Raw genomic sequence first — 1,007 nt, 5'->3', positions numbered from 1 at the left:
CTCCTTCCGGTGTGGGGTTCAGATGGCGCTGCCGCCGCCGTCGGCGTGCAGGGTGGAACCGGTGATGAAACTGGCCCGCGGTGAGGCCAGGAAGAGCACTGCTTGGGCGATCTCCTCGGGGGCTGCCGTACGTCCCAGCGGGAGCGAACGGCCGAGCTCCTCATTGGTGTCACCCCATTCTGCTTGTACGCCTTCGGTTCTGGTGGGGCCGGGTGCGACGCTGTTCACCCGTACACCGGCGGCGCCGAATTCGGCCGCCCAGGTGCGGGTGAGGGATTCCACCGCGGCCTTGGAGGCGCTGTACGCCGACGCCCCCGGTACGCCCTTGGTGGCCACCATGGTGGTGACGTTGACGATGCTGCCCCGCCGGCGGGCGAGCATGCCGGGAGCCAGCCCGGCGGTCAGGAAATACAGGCCCCGGACATTGGTGTCGAAGGTGTGCTGGAAGGGTGCGATCTGCTGGTCGACGGTCAGGGCGGCGGGGAACCCTGCGGCGTTGTTGACCAGGATGTCCACCGCACCCGCTTGCTGCACAAGGGCTTTCACCGATTCGATATCGGACAGGTCGGCCCGGACGAACCTGGCGCCGATCTCGCGCGCGGCGGCGTCGCCGCGGGCCGGGTCCCGGCCGGTGAGCATCACCGACGCGCCGGCCTCGGCCAGCAAGCGGGCCGCGGCCAGCCCGATCCCGGCGGTGCCCCCGGTGACCAGGGCGGTGTGTCGTGCCAGTTCCATATCAGGCGATGCGGCGCTCGAGCGGAGCCAGCGACGTGCGCAGCCGTTGACGGCCGCGTGACACCCTCGACATCACGGTTCCCATCGGGATGTCCATGATGGCGGCGGTTTCGGCGTAGGTGTAGCCCTCCACGTACGCGTAGAACATGGCCTCGGTGAAACCGTCGGGCAGTTCGGCCAGCGCGTCGGTGACCTCCGGGTCGGCGACGGTGCTGAGCACCTCAGCCTCGGCAGAGCGCAGGCCACCGGACTGGTGGGTGGCGGCGCGGGCC

Annotated in this window: 2 protein-coding genes; both read right to left on the bottom strand. The window is 70.1% G+C overall.

Going from position 1 to position 1,007, the window contains the following annotated elements; translation table 11 throughout:
* Positions 1-18 precede the first annotated feature (18 nt).
* The gene (locus H7J86_RS31640; RefSeq protein WP_267295805.1) at positions 19-735 is read right to left on the bottom strand and encodes an SDR family NAD(P)-dependent oxidoreductase; all 717 of its coding nucleotides are present in this window, start codon (positions 733-735) and stop codon (positions 19-21) included.
* A gap of 1 nt (position 736) precedes the next feature.
* Positions 737-1,007 (bottom strand): sigma factor-like helix-turn-helix DNA-binding protein (locus H7J86_RS31635; RefSeq protein WP_276066000.1); only part of this gene is annotated, 271 nt, incomplete at its 5' end.

Origin of the sequence: Mycobacterium hackensackense (assembly GCF_025822555.1) — a bacterium.
GTDB lineage: Bacteria > Actinomycetota > Actinomycetes > Mycobacteriales > Mycobacteriaceae > Mycobacterium > Mycobacterium fluoranthenivorans.
This window is presented reverse-complemented; position numbering and strand designations above follow the sequence as displayed.

Excerpts from the sequence above, each read along its gene's own strand:
- H7J86_RS31640 (WP_267295805.1), bottom strand. The coding sequence starts at position 735 with ATGGAACTGGCACGACACACCGCCCTGGTCACCGGGGGCACCGCCGGG.